This is a genomic window from Leeia speluncae (genome assembly GCF_020564625.1).
Lineage (GTDB): Bacteria > Pseudomonadota > Gammaproteobacteria > Burkholderiales > Leeiaceae > Leeia > Leeia speluncae.
In genome coordinates this window covers 163,404-179,536 of sequence record NZ_JAJBZT010000004.1, presented here as the reverse complement: position 1 = coordinate 179,536, position 16,133 = coordinate 163,404, and the positions used below count along the sequence as shown (strand labels likewise).

The 16,133-nt window shown below is 45.3% G+C and carries 11 protein-coding genes; 7 read left to right on the top strand and 4 right to left on the bottom strand.

From position 1 onward, the window contains the following. Window positions 1-10 precede the first annotated feature (10 nt). Genes hutI through hutG form a run of 3 tightly spaced genes read left to right on the top strand, consistent with a single transcriptional unit; the run spans window position 11 to window position 3,432 of the window. Complete coding sequence (gene hutI / locus LIN78_RS08700) at window positions 11-1,240, top strand: imidazolonepropionase (RefSeq protein ID WP_227180405.1); 1,230 nt, start codon at window positions 11-13, stop codon at window positions 1,238-1,240. After that, entirely contained in the window at window positions 1,237-2,622 is a 1,386-nt protein-coding gene (locus LIN78_RS08695; RefSeq protein ID WP_227180404.1) for a formimidoylglutamate deiminase, read from the top strand. The genes hutI and LIN78_RS08695 overlap by 4 nt, the downstream gene beginning before the upstream one ends. 12 nt (window positions 2,623-2,634) lie before the next feature. Next, entirely contained in the window at window positions 2,635-3,432 is a 798-nt protein-coding gene (gene hutG / locus LIN78_RS08690) for an N-formylglutamate deformylase (protein WP_227180403.1), read from the top strand. A gap of 5 nt (window positions 3,433-3,437) precedes the next feature. Here hutG and LIN78_RS08685 read toward each other — a convergent pair whose 3' ends face one another. Next, window positions 3,438-4,178, bottom strand: a complete 741-nt coding sequence (locus tag LIN78_RS08685) for a sulfite exporter TauE/SafE family protein (RefSeq protein ID WP_227180402.1) — start codon at window positions 4,176-4,178, stop codon at window positions 3,438-3,440. Between the two features lie 115 nt (window positions 4,179-4,293). On the opposite strand from LIN78_RS08685, the gene LIN78_RS08680 reads away from it, so the two are divergent. Both LIN78_RS08680 and LIN78_RS08675 read left to right on the top strand, forming a co-directional pair. After that, on the top strand, window positions 4,294-5,190 hold the full coding sequence (locus LIN78_RS08680; RefSeq protein WP_227180401.1) for a LysR family transcriptional regulator: 897 nt from the start codon (window positions 4,294-4,296) through the stop codon (window positions 5,188-5,190). Window positions 5,191-5,286: 96 nt separating this feature from the next. Continuing rightward, complete coding sequence (locus LIN78_RS08675) at window positions 5,287-5,820, top strand: MarR family winged helix-turn-helix transcriptional regulator (protein ID WP_227180400.1); 534 nt, start codon at window positions 5,287-5,289, stop codon at window positions 5,818-5,820. Between the two features lie 70 nt (window positions 5,821-5,890). Here LIN78_RS08675 and LIN78_RS08670 read toward each other — a convergent pair whose 3' ends face one another. Both LIN78_RS08670 and LIN78_RS08665 read right to left on the bottom strand, forming a co-directional pair. Beyond that, window positions 5,891-8,317 (bottom strand): AsmA family protein, encoded by a 2,427-nt coding sequence (locus LIN78_RS08670; RefSeq protein ID WP_227180399.1) that lies wholly within the window; start codon window positions 8,315-8,317, stop codon window positions 5,891-5,893. A gap of 137 nt (window positions 8,318-8,454) precedes the next feature. Continuing rightward, the gene (locus LIN78_RS08665; protein WP_227180398.1) at window positions 8,455-9,651 is read right to left on the bottom strand and encodes an amino acid aminotransferase; all 1,197 of its coding nucleotides are present in this window, start codon (window positions 9,649-9,651) and stop codon (window positions 8,455-8,457) included. Window positions 9,652-10,896: 1,245 nt separating this feature from the next. Here LIN78_RS08665 and hemN point away from each other — a divergent pair. Both hemN and aroG read left to right on the top strand, forming a co-directional pair. Then, window positions 10,897-12,318 (top strand): oxygen-independent coproporphyrinogen III oxidase, encoded by a 1,422-nt coding sequence (gene hemN / locus LIN78_RS08660; RefSeq protein ID WP_227180397.1) that lies wholly within the window; start codon window positions 10,897-10,899, stop codon window positions 12,316-12,318. A gap of 388 nt (window positions 12,319-12,706) precedes the next feature. Then, window positions 12,707-13,792: a 3-deoxy-7-phosphoheptulonate synthase AroG gene (gene aroG / locus LIN78_RS08655; protein ID WP_227180597.1), complete on the top strand. Its 1,086-nt coding sequence runs from the start codon at window positions 12,707-12,709 to the stop codon at window positions 13,790-13,792. A gap of 37 nt (window positions 13,793-13,829) precedes the next feature. Here the strand turns inward: aroG and LIN78_RS08650 are convergent, their stop codons facing one another. Next, complete coding sequence (locus LIN78_RS08650) at window positions 13,830-16,079, bottom strand: DUF1631 family protein (RefSeq protein ID WP_227180396.1); 2,250 nt, start codon at window positions 16,077-16,079, stop codon at window positions 13,830-13,832. Between the last annotated feature and the right edge of the window lie 54 nt (window positions 16,080-16,133).

Here is a 16,133-nt window from a genome sequence, read left to right as displayed (position 1 = left end):
AAATGTCCCCATGAATGCTGTCTGGCACAACATGACATTAAGCCCTAACGCCCATCCGGATGACTACATTCGCGATGCAGCCCTCGTTGTAGAAAATGGCAAAATCGTCTGGCTTGGACCCAAGTCAGCATGTCCAACTGCTTATGCAGCGTGGGAGCATATCGACTTAAACGGAAACTGGGTGACGCCAGGCTTTATCGACTGCCACACCCACCTTGTCTATGGGGGGAATCGGGCAGATGAGTTTGCAATGCGATTAGCAGGCGTCAGCTATGAAGAAATCGCCAAACGTGGTGGAGGCATTGTCTCTACCGTCAATGCGACTCGTGCATTAAGCGAAGAGACCCTATTTGCCGCGTCCGCACCAAGATTACAAGCGCTCATTCAAGAAGGTGTCACGACGGTAGAAATAAAGTCTGGCTACGGTCTAGATCTCGCCACCGAACGGAAAATGCTGCGCGTAGCAAAACAATTAGGCGAGTACTTTGGTATTAACGTCTACACCACCTTTTTGGGTGCGCACGCATTACCACCCGAATACGCAGGACAAGCAGACGACTACATCGATCTAGTCTGCAACGAAATGCTGCCGACGCTACACAGCGAAGGCTTGATTGATGCCGTGGATATTTTCTGCGAAAAAATCGGCTTCACGCTCGCACATAGTGAACAATTGTTTAAAGTAGCAACCGCACTTCACCTACCTGTAAAAATGCATGCAGAGCAGCTATCCAATATGGGGGGAGCGGCGCTAACTGCAAAATACAAAGGGTTATCAGCCGACCATCTAGAATATCTAGATGAAGAAGCCATTATCCAAATGAAAGCAGCAGGGACGGTAGCCGTATTGTTGCCTGGCGCGTACTACTTCATCCGGGAAACCAAACTACCACCACTGGATGATTTGCGAAAACATCAAGTCCCCATCGCGTTATCCACTGATAGCAACCCAGGTACATCCCCTGTCACCTCATTACCACTCACTCTAAACATGGCTTGTACGTTATTTAGAATGACAGTACCAGAAGTGTTAGCCGGCGTAACATCCAACGCGGCGCTCGCACTAGGACAATCGGAACGACATGGCACGCTAGCCATTGGCCGCGACGCCGACTTTGCGGTTTGGCAGGTAGAAACACTCGCTGAACTAGCCTATTGGTTTGGTAGACCGCTGTGCCAACGCGTCGTCAAAGCAGGCAAAACACTGCACCAGCAAAACAATCAAGAGAATCAGGCATGAAGCACGCTCTATTTGCAGAAACAGCGCTCCTACCCTCTGGCTGGGCAAGTAATGTACTTTTGGAATGGGATTCACAAGGTGTCTTAACCAATACAACCATCCATTCGACTAAACCCGCCAATGTAGCGGTTGCAGAGGGAGCCGTTATCCCTGGCATGCCCAACCTACATTCGCATGCCTTCCAGCGTGCCATGGCAGGGTTAACAGAGTACTTAGGTGATCCACAAGATAGCTTTTGGAGTTGGCGCAAGCTGATGTACCAATTTGCGCAAAAGATTGATCCGGATACGTTTGAAGCCATCGCAAAGCAGCTATATACCGAGATGCTAAAAGCAGGGTACACATCCGTCTGTGAGTTTCATTATGTACATCATGATGTTGGTGGCAAGCCATATGCAAACCCAGCGGAACTATCTGCAAGGCTCGTTAAAGCGGCAACGGAAGTAGGAATTGGATTAACCCTATTACCCGTACTGTACCAACATAGTGGGTTTGGTGAAAAAGCACCACTGACTGAGCAAGCTCGCTTTATCAATGATCCAGACTGGATCTTGAATTTACTTACCGCCTTACAACAACAACACCCGATTCATGCGGGGCTCAATTATGGTGTTGCCCCACACTCGCTACGTGCGGTTGGTCCTAAAGCACTCGCTTATATGCAAGCAAATCTGCACCAGCAATTACCTACCGCACCCATCCATATTCATATTGCCGAACAAACCAAAGAAGTCGATGACTGTGTCGCGCTCACCGGCCAACGCCCAGTTGAATGGTTGCTCGACCATCTGCCTGTGGATGAGCGCTGGTGTTTAGTTCATGCAACGCATCTCACCCCCGCTGAAACTACCGCCTTAGCCCAAAGCAATGCCGTGGCAGGCATTTGTGCAACCACGGAAGCAAACCTTGGTGATGGCATTTACGATGGCGTGAACTATCTCCAGATGAATGGGCGATGGGGGATTGGATCAGACAGCCACATTAGCGTCAGCATGGTGGATGAGTTACGCCTGTTCGAATATAGCCAACGCTTAAGAGATCGTCGTCGTAATGCGTTAGCGACATCTGCACATCCAAATCTCGCAGAACACTTATTCCAATCCGCCTTAGGTGGCGGCGCGCAAGCGACAGGGCGCAAGGTGAACGGACTACAAGTAGGTCATCGCGCAGACTTGTTAGTACTCGACGCATCGCATGTGAATTTGGCGCACAAACCAGCGTCACAATTACTAGCGGGGCTTATTTTCTGTCAGCACAACACGACACCAATAAAAGATGTCATGGTGGGCGGCCGTTTTGTGATTAAAGATCAGCAACACGCTTCAGAAACAGCGACGAGTGACACTTACAAAGCGGCACTAAAAACGCTGCTAGAGGCATAAAAAGGAAATCAGATGAGCACGCCCGTTTATTCCTTACACCAAGGCACCATCCCTTTGTTGATTTCCATGCCGCATGTGGGCACGGAAATCCCTACCGACATACTTGCGCAAATGGAACCAGTCGCCACTCACCTAGACGATACCGACTGGCACCTACCCCGTCTTTACGACTTTGCCATTGCCATGGGCGCATCGGTACTGATACCCACTTACTCTCGCTATGTGATCGATCTTAACCGCCCTTCGGATAATGCAAATCTTTATCCCGGGCAAGACACCACGTCGCTATGTCCTATAGATACCTTCCATAAAAAGGCACTCTACGCAGAAGGAAAAACACCTAGCGAAGAAGAGATACAACGACGAGTCGACACCTATTGGCACCCCTACCATGACGCACTGCAAGCGGAAATCGCAAGGTTAAAATTAGCACATGGCGGTGTTTGCTTGTGGGAAGCACATTCTATTTTATCGACAGTGCCACGTTTTTTTGAGGGAAAATTACCAGACTTTAATTTTGGCACCCTCAATGGCCAGACTTGTGCAGCAGGCTGGGGAGAATCCATGCTCTCCATCGTTCAGCAACAGGACACATACACAGGCGTTCTAAATGGTCGATTCAAAGGGGGATATATCACTCGAGCCTACGGTAATCCGGCGGAAAACATCCATAGCATCCAATTAGAGCTTTCCCAAGCAACTTACATGGAAGAAGTGCGACCTTACTCTTACACATCAACGAAAGCGGAGCCGACGCAAGTAGTACTTAAAGCCTTGTTAAACCAATGCCTATCCTTACTACCCAAGTAATAGACTTACCACAACATCACGGCAGTAGTACAAAGTAAGCCGCAAAATGCTAGCCGGAGCAATCGCTCTGGCAATGCATGCGCAAGCGCAACACCATAAGAGACACTCAATATGCCGCCGCAAGCGAGCGGAACCCCAATGTGCCAATCCACTTTTCCAGCGGCACTATAGGCATATAACGAAGCAAACGAACCTGGTACTACAGTAGCAAGGCCCAATCCTTGGGCAATCGTTTGTTTCTTCACCCCAAACCAGCGAATTAACGCAGGCACCACAACCAAACCGCCACCCACCGTAAATACGCCAGCGCAAATCCCACTAACCACACCCAAGGCCGGCAGCCAAACTGGCGGCAAGACGACCGATTGACTCTCTGCGCTCAACCCTCGTCCACTGTTAAACACAAGAAAAGCTAGCACCACCAAAAAAACTGCAAATATCCCCTGCAACGTTGCACTCGGTAAACCAATCACTAACCTAGCGGCACAATAACTCGTCACCAAGGCACAGCAGCCCAATACAGCGCCCGTTTCCAGTTCAATGGGGTTACGCTGCTTGTACCGAATAAAACCAAGCAATACATTTGGCGCAATCATTACCAAGGCAGTTCCTTGTGCCATTGCCTGTGGCATACCCAGCCACACTAAGGCGGGAATCGCCAACAATCCCCCGCCAATACCAAAGACACCCCCAACCCCACCCAAGACAATCCCAAGTAAGAAATATTCAACTATCACCCAATCCATGATGCACTCTGTACCAGCAAGTAATGAAGTGATTGTGCCAAGCAAAATGGTTAACAATCGTTGAATAAATTAATTTATTATTAAATTACAGTTAACAAATCAATATATTCTCCTCATGAATCACTTATCAGACTTAAGCTTTTTTGATCAGTTAATTCGGGCAGGAAGCCTGACACGTACCGCTCAACAGCTTGGCGTCACGACAGCGGCGATCAGCAAGCGCTTATCGCTCTTGGAGCAGCGGTTGGGCATACGCTTACTCGAAAGAACGACCCGAAGAATGGTGCCCACTGCAGAAGGGTGGATTTACCTAGAGGAAGGAAGAAGAATACTGGCCGAGGTAACCTCGTTAGAAGAAACCATTTCTCAACATCAAGAGTACCCAAGAGGGTTACTCAGGATATTAGTTGGCTTTGGGTTTGGCAGAACTGTCATCGCACCACTGATTCCCAAATTTTTAGCGGCATACCCAGAAGTAGAAGTGCAACTCACCCTAACAGACAAACCGATTCGACTCACAGACAATGAAGTAGATGTAGCGATCCGGTTTGGCCAAATTACGGATGGTCGTGTCGTTGCAAAAAAACTTGCAGCCAACCGCCGTTTACTTTGTGCATCCCCCTCGTATCTGAAACAATTTGGCACCCCGAAAACACCACAGATGCTGCTAAAGCATCAATGTATTGATATTCGAGAAAGAGATGAGACCTTTGGCGTCTGGAAACTAAGCCACGCAGATCAAACTGTTCATATCAAAATACACGGAAATACATCGACAAATGACGGAGAGACAGCCGTTGCATGGGCGACCCAAGGAATGGGCATTGTGCTACGCTCACATTGGCACATCGCCCCGATGCTAAGAAGTAATCAGCTTGTTCATATCTTGCCGGAATGGGAACAATCCGATGCAGATATTTATGCCATCTATCCAGCAAAAAAATACACGCCCGCAAAAATCAGTGCGTGGATTAGCTTTCTAAGCGAACAACTCTCCTCGCATGCCTTTTAATTTTGCAAGGGAAACAAATTAGTGTACAAAAGATATTGACATTCAACTACTTCTGCGACAAATTCAACTTATATTCACAACAAGAAAAGACACGACATGTTTGACCTAAGAGAACTACCAAGCCATGACACTATGCTTCGTTTTGCAAGCAGTTATCCAGACTTGGATATCAGCGCATTAGAAAGCTGGTTAACCATGCTGAGAACTGCCAGTGATGAACTGACTGCTTTCGATGAGTTTTTGTCTGAGTACGGCGTCTCCCAGACCAAGTTTTTCGTCTTGTTGCTGCTAATGCGCCATCCTGATGGTTTAACCCCATCACGATTGGCACAAGGCGTAGCGGTGTCTCCTCCAACAATGACGGGCATTGTAGATCGCCTAGCACGGGATGGCTTAGTCGAGCGTATCGACATTCCAACTGATCGTCGTAGCGCGATTATCAATCTGACTGAATCTGGCAAGCAGCTGATGGATACCTTGTTGCCACCGCATTACGCGCGTATTGCCAGCATTTTTGCAGTGCTAAGTGAAGCGGAACGTCAAACACTGCAAGTGCTGATGGGTAAGCTAAGACTTGCAGCCCATGATCAAGCCCTGCATGTAAAAGAATCTGCCTCAACTGAAGACTAATTCAGCGATGCCAAAATAAAAAGACCGCGCTAGCGGTCTTTTTATTTTGTAAGAGGAGAAACCAATCAGATCATTTACCCAACAAGCCTTTCAGCTTATCTTTCAGTTTGTCTTGCTCACCTTTTACCTGATCATTCAATTTAGCTTTTTGTGCATCGGCACTTTGTTTTAGTTTCTCTTGCTGTGCAGCTAAATCTGCTTTCGCTTTATCCTCAATCGCCTTTGTATCAACATTCAATTTATTCTGCAAAATTTGCTTAGCGACTGAAGCATAATCAACGGTAAATGTTGGCTGGGTAAAAGTGCCGCCGATATGCACAGGGACATTAACACCACCCAATGCCCCCGCATCTTTCTTATACTCCACACCACCTAAGGCATTGTAATCAATGGTGCTCGCAGGGATATTAAACTGACCACTCCCAGATGCTTTCAACAGCGGAGCAATCATCGACAAATCGCTGTTCTTCGCAACACCATTAGTTAACTGAAAAGATGCGCTTAAATCAGAGAACTCAGTTTTAGCTGTAGCGCTCGCACCAGTCTTAGCCTTTTCTCTCAATGAATTAATCGAACTTTGTGCCTTCTGAACAGTATCAATCATGCTAATGCCTTTGATCGCACCATCCGCCACTTTGACTTTCAAATTACCATTTAAAGACTGTTTAATCCCTGCCAAGGTTTTACCAGAAAATGAAACTTGTCCGCTCGCATTCGCTTTACCAGAGATTTTATCATCCCCAGATAGCGTCTTTAGCAGTTCCCCCAAAGCCAATCCACTCACTTCAGGGCTGACCGTAAAAGATGGCGTAGTCCCCCAATTAGCGCTCACCCCTGCTTTTACTTGCCCTTGGAAAACTTTGGCAGAAAACGGAGCCACCTTCCACAATCCTGGCACCGCCTCAAAGTGAACGGACACGTCATTCACGACCCATGGCGCACGTTGCAAGCGGCCAATTTTGACGTCTGCTGTACCAGTTAGGTTATGAAAAACGGGTAGATCAGGAATCAGTACTTGGTTATCCGCGCTGGCAGTCGAGGCGGCACCTGCTTTTACAGAAGCAGCAGACTTCGTAACGTAACGGTCTACATCCAAAGCGTCTAAGCTTAAATTAGCTTTAAAGGTAGGCCTCGCAAACTGTTTTACTTCAGCTTGCAAGTTAAGATTAGACGCATCAAGCTTACCGTTTAACTTCGTACTAACGGTTTGCGCTTTAATCGCGGCATCAATTGAACCGGCTAATTGCCAGCTACTTGCAGGCATCCCTTTTAGCTGAATTCGACCGGAGGTTTGTAATTGGGGAAGTTGCACATGTAATGCATCTAAACCAACCGCAATCGGACCATTGATTTGTGTCTGTACTTGCTTATCAGCAAAGTTACCCTGCAAATTCAACGCCATCTTACCAATATTTAATTGCTGCCCAGCTAAGCCAATCGCGGCTAGTTGGCCTTTGATCGTTGCTTTATTGCCATTCCCGGATAGATTCGCATTTAACGCAATATCACTTGCATTCAGTTTGCCATCTTTAAACACCAATGTAGGTAATTTCGCATTTGCAACAACGCTATTACCACCTTGCGATAGATTTGCATCCAGCGCCAACTGTTGCAAATCAATTGCACCACCAGTTAAGGCAAATGCTGCTGCATTCACCGTTGCTTTCACCTGTTGGCCAGCAGTAGATTGGTCGAGGGTCAATTTCAACGGTTTAATTGACGTATTACCATTTAAAAGACTTACATTGCCTTCCGTTGCTACTTTTAACCCTTTTTGCCCAGCCGCAGCACCATCAAATGAAGCCACCAATTGCTTCGCTTCAATCAGGCCTGTACTGCTATCCATGGCCACCGCTGTTGATACCGCAAACTTGCCATCAACCTGCGCTTTGGGATTTGAAATCGGGCCTGTTGATACCAATCCGTCGGCCTTTAGCGTTGCGCCTTTGCTCGGGTCAATATCGGTCGCGGTCACATTCAGCTTAGAAACCAATGCCGCACGATCCGTCATCTCATCTTGCCAAGCGGCTTGGCTATTTTTTAGAGAGACCAGCGCCACTTTCATTTCAAGCTTTTGGCTACTAGACGTGTCATCGGTAGACTTTTCTAGTAAATCTGCAAAATTGAATACCCCTTTTGCATCACGGGTAACGCGCACTTGCAAACCATCAACATCCAAACTATCAACAATCACTTTTTTGCTAAGCAAGGGCATTAGTTGCACACCAAGTTGCAGTTCACCTAACTTAGCAAACTGAACAGCACTCGCATGCTCACTCAAACTAACATCTGAAACTTTAAATCCAATTTGAGGATAGACGGTTAGCTTAATTTCACCATTAATCGCTAATGTTCTTTGCTTATTGGTTTTTACCCAATCAATGATTTGCGATTTGTAATCATTCGGATTAAACGTCATCAGGAAACCAGTGGCGCCAATCACCGCAACCCCCGTCACCCCTGCCACACCTATTCCAACTTTTTTTAGCCAGTGCATATCCACTGCTCCGCAATTTCATTCAAACCCTAAATATACCAGCTTTCAACTAAACGAATTGTGAACAAAACCTAAATAGCATACAAAAAAAATGCCCCAGCAATTGCTGGGGCATTTTATACGGCAATAATTAGCGATTAATTTGCTAATACTTTAGCCATTGAGCTAGCAACATATTCAATGTTGCTTAGGTTCAAGCCAGCCACACACATACGGCCTGAGCGAACCATGTAAACGCCAAACTCTTCACGTAGACGATCTACTTGCTCTGGAGACAAGCCGGTGTAGCTAAACATACCGCGCTGAGACAAGAAGTAAGAGAAATCACGACCAGGAATCGCTGCAGAAATCACATCAAACAACGCCTTACGCATTGCTTTAATACGATCACGCATGTTTTCAACTTCTTTCACCCATTCTGCGTACAACTCTGCATCGTTCATCACGGTTGCAGTCACTTGGCCGCCATGTCCTGGAGGGCTAGAGTAGTTACGACGAATCGTAAACTTCAATTGGCCCAATACACGGCTAGCTTCTTCTTCTGTTGCACATACAACAGAAAGACCGCCACAACGCTCACTGTACAAAGATAAGTTCTTAGCGAAAGAATTACTTACAAAGAAGCTAACACCAGCATCAGCCATTGCACGGATTGCATAGGCATCATCATCCAAGCTTTCACCAAAGCCTTGGTAAGCAATATCCATGAAAGCAATCAATTCTTGCGCTTTCACTACTGCAATCACTTCTTGCCATTGTTCTTTGGTCAGATCAACACCAGTAGGGTTATGGCAGCATGGGTGCAATAGGATAACGGTTTGTTTTGGCAATGATTTAAAACATGCAATCATGTCAGCAAAACGTACATTACCAGTCTCGCTATCATAGTATGGGTAAGCATTTACTTTCACGCCTGCACCATCAAAGATAGAACGATGGTTATCCCATGTAGGATCGCTCACCCACATTTCGCTATTTGGGAAATAACGCTTAATGAAGTCAGCACCTACTTTCAACGCGCCAGAACCACCAATTGTCTGTACAGTCGCAACACGCTTTTCTGCCAATACTTTGTGGTCTGCACCGAATAGCAAACGCTGAACGGCTTCACGGTAAGGGCCAAAACCTTCCATCGGTAGATATGGACGAGGTTGTTCAGCAGCCACACGGCGTTGCTCAGCAACTTTTACACAGTTTAGTAGAGGAATCTTGCCGTTTTCATCGTAGTACAAACCAATACCCAAATTCACTTTATTCGCGCGGGTATCTTTGTTAAAGGTTTCTACCAAGGTCAAAATTGGATCACCGGCGTAGGCATCTACATGCTGGAACATAAGCTTTAACTTTCTGTCGACGAGTTACAAAAAAACAAAAGACGGAGGTTTCCTCTAAACACTAGCCCCAAAATGGTGCATCTAGAGATTTCCTCTCAGGTCGCAAGCCCCTCAAATGAAGAAACTTCAACTCAAAAAAGGCTTTTTGCGTAAAAATTCTTAACTGATTAATTATTACACAAACAACAAGTAAGTGCCCATTGAAAAATACAAGTTCCTTGTTGATCTCCGTATTTTCGAAAATTTACGTTCATCACAAGATAAGTGACCGCTAGCAAGAAATGCATCACATCTGATTCAATCGTTCAAAACCGGTGAAATAGGAAAGGCATGTCGAACACTCACACACAGAGACATCGGGGAAGATGTACCCTCCTCCGATGAAAACACCAGCACAACACTGGGAAGTTTGCGTTAGTTCGCACAGGTTCGATCGGCAAGTAAACCATACCCATCGATAAAGAATTGGTGCCGGGTCGATCGCACTCCTCCCAGCCTAAGTGGTACAGCGCACACAAAGCGGCTGAACGAGGCGTATTTAATCATCTGATTATTACCCGCAGATGACAGGGCAAAAATACGCATAAAACAGAATTCATCTACATTTTTCTACTTTTTTTCTGTTTTTTTATTTTTTTATATAAATTTTTAAAAAAACACGATCGATTTACCTTAACGTCAAAATAACAAACCTAAGCAATTGATTTATATAGTTTTATTCCAAAGAAATTTTAGAAAATATATTTCAACAAATTAAATTTTTAGCTTAGCCACCAAACTAACCAGATGGTCAAAAACCAAAAAGGGGCATCAACTGACCCACAGCCCGCATTAATGCTCGATCTTGGTGCATAACCATTTTTATTTTACATATTACGTAAACGTAAATTTGATTTACCTCAAGGTATTGACGCTGACGCAATAATAAGGAAAATACGCACATCTGCTGAACAAGCAGAACCGCTACAGCGAAGCAAACCTGAATCAAACATTCTCAGGCGCCGCGAGCCATGTAGCCAGAAAGCAAGCTAGCAAAGGAGAACAGTCTGACAGACCGGTTAGAATCGGCGAGACTGCAAAATAAAGAGAGTCGAGACAACACGAGGCCCTATCAGTGAAAGCTGATAGGGCCTTTGTGTTTTCGGGTACTAAGTTAACTTGAACTCATCCACTTGATGAACGTCAACTCATAAAATTGCCCTAACGCTTATGATGCCCATAGTCAAATCAAACGGGCAACATTCCATGAAATCAGATTCAGCCAATATCGAGAAAACTCAGCAAGACATCATCTTTGATAAGCAGTTGATCGAACGACTATCAGGCAACGGGCCTCGATATACTTCTTATCCAACAGCAGATAGATTTCATGAAGGATTTACTCAATCGTCTTTTGAGGTGCAGGCAAAAACACATTTTCTAGATAGAAATGAAAAAGCCCTATCACTCTACGTGCACATCCCTTTTTGCAATACCATTTGTTACTACTGCGCTTGCAATAAGATCATCACAAAAGACAAATCAAAAGCCGACCAATATCTAGACTACCTAGATAAAGAAATTGACCTTGTTGCTCCCCATTTTGCAAAACATGCCAAAGTAGAACAACTACACTTTGGTGGCGGCACTCCTACTTTCTTATCAGATGCGCAATTAACCAGGTTAATTCAAAAACTAAAATCCACTTTTCAATTTGCGGATGATACGACAGGTGAGTTTTCGATTGAAATCGATCCACGCAAAGTATCTGAAGAAACGGTCGCGCTACTTCGTCAACTTGGCTTTAATCGCATGAGTATTGGCGTGCAAGATTTTGATGCGGACGTCCAGGTGGCAGTGAACCGAATTCAATCTGAAGAAGAAACCTTATCCACCTTAGCCGCAGCTAGAAAGTATGGTTTTCAGTCTGTTTCAATGGATTTAATTTACGGACTTCCGTTACAGACCGTAGAACGCTTTTCTACAACACTAGATAAAGTGATTGCGGCTAGGCCTGATAGACTATCTGTATATAACTATGCGCATTTGCCGCATGCGTTTATGCCTCAGCGTCGGATCAATGAGGCAGATCTACCCTCTGCAGATACAAAGTTAGATATTTTGAACCTAGCAATTCAAAAATTAACTGCCGCTGGATATATTTATATCGGCATGGATCACTTTGCCCTTCCGAATGATGAGCTAGCAATCGCACAAACCGCCGGAACGCTTCATCGAAACTTTCAGGGTTACTCAACGCACGATGATATTGATATGTTGGCCCTCGGCGTTTCGGCCATCAGTAAAATCGGTACTAGTTACAGCCAAAATGTAAAGACAACAGAAGAATACTATGCCGCACTAGACAAAGGCACCCTCCCCTTGTATCGCGGAATGGACTTAACAGAAGAAGATGTACTTAGACGTGATTTAATCCAGCGATTGATGTGTGATTTTGAAGTTGATATCCAGTTACTCGAAAAGAAGTACGGTATTTCTTACCTAGACTTTTTCTCTGCCGAGCAAACACAACTTCAACAATTAGCAAAAGATGGGTTACTGTCTATATCTAAAGAGGCTGTTTACGTACAACCGAAAGGACGTCTGTTGATTAGAAACATCGCCATGGTTTTCGATCAGCATTTACGAGAAAAACAAACTGCAGCACGCTACTCAAAAGTCATCTAACCCCTCCCAAAAACGATAAAATTACCAAGAAGGTAATTTTATCGTTTTCTGAACTCAATATTATTTGTTCAAAATAATTACCACAAAGGTAAATTTGTGGTTTAATGAGTTTATGCAAAGTATCCAAGACACTAGAAGAAATAATCTTCTTTACCTCATCACCCACCGATTCAACGGTAGGCAGATTGATTTTGCCAAAACAGTGGGCATCAATCAGGCATCGTACGTTTCCAGACTGCTAGGCAACTCGTCTAGCGGCCAAAGGAATCTCGGTGATGAGTTATCGCGAAAAATTGAAGCAGCGTGCGGTCTCTCTCCTTACTGGATGGATCGCCCTCACGAATTTGTTGACACATTGGCAAGTAATTTACAAACGGGAACTATAGAAATGACGCACGGAAAATCGACGATTAAAACTGATGACACCCGTATTAAAGAAATTAAAGAATTGGCGCCACCTTCACACGTGCTGCGTGAATACCCAATTTCTGATTATGCAGCCAACGTCACTTACGAAACGCGTCAAGCTATTCATCGCATCTTACACGGCGCGGATGATCGCTTATTAGTCATTATTGGCCCATGCTCTATCCATGACTATGATGCAGCAATGGAATACGCAACCCGACTAAAAGCTCACAAAGATAAATTCGAACAAGATTTACTCATCGTGATGCGGGTGTACTTTGAAAAACCACGTACAACCGTTGGCTGGAAAGGTCTAATCAACGATCCAATGTTAGATGGCAGCTACCGCATCAACGAAGGCATTCGCCTTGCGCGCAAATTATTACTAGATATCAACGATACAGGCATGCCAGCTTCGACAGAATATCTAGATATGATTACGCCGCAATACCTATCTGATTTAATTAGCTGGGGCGCAATTGGTGCCCGTACGACAGAGAGCCAAGTGCATAGAGAACTAGCGAGCGGCTTATCTTGCCCTGTTGGCTTTAAAAATGGCACAGATGGCAACTTACGCATCGCTGTAGATGCGATCAAGGCAGCCAATGCCCCACATCACTTCCTATCAGTGACGAAAGCAGGACACTCCGCCATTGTGTCTACGTTAGGAAATGAAGACTGCCATGTTATCTTACGTGGCGGTAAGGCCCCTAACTACGATGCAGAGAGTGTAGAAGCAGCCTGCCAACAACTATCTAGCTCAGGCCTAGCGCAAAAAGTAATGATCGACTTTTCGCATGCCAACAGCAGTAAACAGTACAAAAAGCAAATGGACGTCTGTGAAGATGTCGGCGCACAAATTGCCACAGGCGATGAGCGCATCTTTGGTGTGATGGCAGAAAGCCATCTATGTGAAGGCCGCCAAGATCTAAAACCAGGTCATCCATTAACCTACGGCCAAAGCATTACCGATGCTTGCATTGGCTGGGATGATAGTGAATCACTACTATCCACGCTTGCAGAGTCTGTCAGACAGCGTCGTTTAAAACGCAGTCAACACGATTAAGCACCACAATAAACAAAGGCGCATTCAGCGCCTTTGTTTATTGTACAGTTTCTTCTTCCAAGCGATGCAACACGTTACTTACCGCTCGCTCAGAGAACGAGGAAGCCTCTATCCTGCGAACTTTGCCATCCGCGAGATATCGATTTAAATCTTCTTGTGACACAGACAAGGCATTTCCGCCAAATCGGTTTGTAAACAGGTATACCGCTTTGTACGGGCTAATCCAAGCTAGCTTCATTTGCTGAACGCTGTCATCTAGCTCCACTTCAACCCACTCTCCGCGTCTAAGCGTGGACTGCATCCATCGCTCCGCAATTTTCTCGTGCACTTCTTCCTCAATCACCACTGCAGGTAATTGAGAAGGAACATCAATCGGCGAGAACGGCTCGGCCAACACCTCCTCCAACACTGGCAAAGCAATATCCATCGATGCGAGCGGCGTGCGAATTTGTGGTACTCCACTTGCCGAAGCGGCTGTTGCGCCCTGCCGAATTGCCGTTGCATGGCACTTTACTAATTCTGCTAAAAATAGCTCTTTAATCACAGCGCCATTTGGTTGCTTAACCAGAACAGACTCGATGCGCGATAACATGGGCTGTAGCAAACCAACCAGTTTGACACGATCTTCCGTAGTAATTTTAGGCTCACACGACCAAATCAGTTGATCCATCACCTCTTGTGAGCGATACCAACCTTCCGTATGCAGGCCATGCTGAAGGCAAGCATCCATTTGCATTGCAACGCCATGATTCGCAAGAAAATCACGCACGACTTGGGGTACACCATGTTTATCTAGTCGAGAAGCCACCCAAAGCTTCGCTTCTTCCAACGCAATCATTTGCTGCTCTTGGAAAATAATTACCTTAGCAGTTCTCTCTGAACTAGCTTCTGAGAGTCGGTTTTCCTCTTCTACAAAAGCAAGTAAACGGGCTTCCTGCACTTCGAAAACCGCAATTTCATCCGTAAATTCAGTTAAGATATGATTAACCACATCTTCAATTAGCGTGACTAAACGCTTTAAATACTCCTCGCTCTGCCACCCCACTGAAAGCTGGGCGAGTAAATCAAGCATTCTTCTGACGGGATGCTGCTTTCTAGAAAAAAACTTTCCATCTAAAAGAGCCGCTTTTAGCACGGGAATCTGTAGTCGCCCAATCAGCGCTTTAATTTCTGCTGGTATGTTTTCTTCATCAAAGATGAAATCAAAAAGCATCGCGACAATATCAATGGTCAACGATTCAATTTGCGAAACCTGTTCAACTAGTCCACCTTCTTTTAAAGAACGCAGGCTTAAAGACAACGCTTCACTTGTTCCTAAAGCGGCAACCGGCGCACTTTGCACGGTCAACTGCAATTTCGTCAGCTCTGGCAACACCTTCGTCGTCAACCCGGCACTTTGAGCCGTTACAGGCATTTGACCAGTTTGAACCAACTGCCTTAGCACACCTAATAATGAAGCATCCTCTTCAGAAATCAGTACCATTCCATCAGGAACAGGCTTACTTACAGCAGCAGACGATGCTTCAGAGGCCGAATGGGCGGGTTGCCGGATGGTAGGACCATCATCCTTTTTAACTTTAAGAGACAACGGCACTTTAGGCAAAACATCATTAGCAATCATCATTGCATTGAGTTCTGCATACATTTGCTTCAAATCTTTGGCAAATGCACGTGCAAGCGCTTCTAGAATAAGTAAGCGCACTCCAAGTTCGACATCCAATTCGTCACAAGCACTATCAAGCGCTTGTGCAATCTGCATGGGCGACAAAGGCAGAGAACTATCACCAATAGACTGCCGATCAGACAATAGATGAATCACCCTCGCCTCAAAGGCATTTAATTCATCCGCACTATATTTACGCCATAAACTGGCAATTTGCCGAACAGCAAGGCTCTGCTCAAAATCCGCATGATCAACTAACGAAAGCTCGCCAATATCCAATACAGGCTTATCGGCGCGGGCCACACTGGAATCCACCTTAATGGATTGATCAAATGAATTTAAGAGAGTCGATCGAAAACTAGACTCATAGATAGATCGCTTAGCCTCTAATACACCACGTGCATTTAGATAGCGATTATATTTTTCTCTAGATAAAGTTTTTTCAGCCAACTCAAAAAGCTCATCATTTAGCTGATCGAGTTTTGCCGCAAGCATCGGACACAGCTTGTTTAATGCCTGTGACCGACAGCGCTGAAACACCTCTTTGACCACTTCCGGAGATACCGATCTACCTTTGGCAAACTCAGTCAAAGAAATCACATTATTTGTAGATGTAAGGGACATGTTTACCACCCTAATATTGCCCTCTTAATACCCATCTGCACATACAGAGGAGCA

What these genes read in the sequence shown, in the direction of transcription:
- hutI (WP_227180405.1), top strand. Translation starts at nt 11, where the DNA reads ATGAATGCTGTCTGGCACAACATGACATTAAGCCCTAACGCCCATCCG.
- LIN78_RS08695 (WP_227180404.1), top strand. Translation starts at nt 1,237, where the DNA reads ATGAAGCACGCTCTATTTGCAGAAACAGCGCTCCTACCCTCTGGCTGG.
- hutG (WP_227180403.1), top strand. Translation starts at nt 2,635, where the DNA reads ATGAGCACGCCCGTTTATTCCTTACACCAAGGCACCATCCCTTTGTTG.
- LIN78_RS08685 (WP_227180402.1), bottom strand. Translation starts at nt 4,178, where the DNA reads ATGGATTGGGTGATAGTTGAATATTTCTTACTTGGGATTGTCTTGGGT.
- LIN78_RS08680 (WP_227180401.1), top strand. Translation starts at nt 4,294, where the DNA reads ATGAATCACTTATCAGACTTAAGCTTTTTTGATCAGTTAATTCGGGCA.
- LIN78_RS08675 (WP_227180400.1), top strand. Translation starts at nt 5,287, where the DNA reads ATGTTTGACCTAAGAGAACTACCAAGCCATGACACTATGCTTCGTTTT.
- LIN78_RS08670 (WP_227180399.1), bottom strand. Translation starts at nt 8,317, where the DNA reads ATGCACTGGCTAAAAAAAGTTGGAATAGGTGTGGCAGGGGTGACGGGG.
- LIN78_RS08665 (WP_227180398.1), bottom strand. Translation starts at nt 9,651, where the DNA reads ATGTTCCAGCATGTAGATGCCTACGCCGGTGATCCAATTTTGACCTTG.
- hemN (WP_227180397.1), top strand. Translation starts at nt 10,897, where the DNA reads ATGAAATCAGATTCAGCCAATATCGAGAAAACTCAGCAAGACATCATC.
- aroG (WP_227180597.1), top strand. Translation starts at nt 12,707, where the DNA reads ATGACGCACGGAAAATCGACGATTAAAACTGATGACACCCGTATTAAA.
- LIN78_RS08650 (WP_227180396.1), bottom strand. Translation starts at nt 16,079, where the DNA reads ATGTCCCTTACATCTACAAATAATGTGATTTCTTTGACTGAGTTTGCC.